The 1,646-nt window shown below is 69.9% G+C and carries 1 protein-coding gene; it reads left to right on the forward strand.

What is annotated here, in order from left to right:
• Positions 1-94 precede the first annotated feature (94 nt).
• On the forward strand, positions 95-1,646 hold a 1,552-nt coding region (gene resB / locus AC5LSR_RS15325; RefSeq protein WP_493468606.1), incomplete at its 3' end, for a cytochrome c biogenesis protein ResB.

A 1,646-nucleotide genomic window follows, 5' to 3' on the forward strand; every position in this document is an offset into this window, starting at 1 on the left:
GACCGGCCCGGCTGGCTTGACCGGTCCAGCCGATGTCTCCGGCGGGGCCGGGATGCTGACGACCGTGCCCGATGAGGTGCGGGAACACGCATCCATGGCATCATCCGCGCCGCGCGCCGCGGGCGGCGGCGCCACCGGGGCTGTCGGCGTGTCCCGTTCCCTGCGGGTGATCACTGCCCCGGCGAGGCGCGCCTGGCACCAGTTGACCAGTATGCGTACGGCGCTGCTGCTGCTGTTCCTGCTCGCGCTCGCGGCCGTTCCCGGTTCTCTGCTGCCGCAACGGTCGCTGAACCCGTTGAAGGTCGGGGAGTACTTCCGGGAGCATCCTTCGCTCGCGCCGTTCCTCGACAGGCTGTCAGCTTTCGACGTCTTCGGCGCACCCTGGTTCGCCGCGGTCTACCTGCTGCTGTTCGTCTCCCTGATCGGCTGTCTGACGTCGAGGGTCCGCTGGCATGCCAGGGCGCTGGTGGGACGGCCGCCGCGGGCGCCGGCCCGGCCGAGCCGGCTGGCCGGCGGCCGGTCGTGGGACAGTGCGCTGGGCCCCCGGGAGGTGGTCGAGGCGGCGCGGGTGGTCCTGCGGCGGCGGCGGTTCCGGGTCGGAGCCGCGCCCGAGGGCGCGACCAGGCCCGACGGCAGCCAGGACTTCTCCGTGGCCGCGGAAAAGGGCTATCTGCGCGAGACCGGGAACCTTGTCTTCCACATCGCGCTGGTGCTGATGCTCCTCGGGGTCGGGCTGGGCTCGTGGTTCGGCTACCAGGGCACTGTCCTGGTCATACAGGGTGACGGTTTCACGAACACGCTGGTCTCCTACGACCAGTTCAGCCGGGGCAAGCTGGTCGACCCCGTCGGTGACCTGGCGCCGTTCTCCCTGACGCTGGAGAAGTTCACCGCGTCCTACCAGCCCAACGGGCAGCCGGCGGACTTCCGTGCCGACGTCGTCTACACCACCGATCTCGGCGGTCGGACCCGCACGGCCGACATCCAGGTCAATCATCCGCTGGCGATCGGCAGCGCCAAGGTGTATCTGATCGGCCACGGCTATGCTCCGCACTTCGTGCTGCGCAGCGGCGACGGCAGCATCGTCTGGGAGGGCTACCAGCCCTGTACGCCACGGGACGCCATGTTCGCGTCCACCTGCACGTTGAAGATCGGCGATACCGGGCTCCCGCCGACAGGGCCGACCAGGGAGCCCCAGCAGCTGGCGTTCACCGGCGTGTTCACTCCGACCACGCAGCTCGATCCGGCGCACGGTTACATCTCGGCCCATCCGGCCGCGGACGCCCCCGGCCTCACGCTCACCGGCTACGTCGGCAACCTGCACATCAACGAGGGTGTGCCGCAGAACATCTACTCGCTGGACACCCGGGACATGCGCCAGCTTCACATAGACGGCCCGATCGGCACCGGACGGGTGGCGCAGGTGCTCGCGTTGAACAATCCCGAGCAGCGGACGATCAGAGGTCTGCCCGGGGGGATGACCCTGGAGGTCGACGGGGTTCGCCAGTTCGCCACGTTCCAGACCAAGTCCGATCCGTTCAAGGGCTGGGTGCTGGTCGCGGCTGTGGCGATCATCGGTGGTCTGCTGGTCAGCATGCGGGTGCGCCGGCGTCGGGTCTGGGTGCGGGCGCGCCCCGCGTCCGCACCGG

This window comes from Protofrankia sp. CiP1_Cm_nod4, from assembly GCF_982290645.1.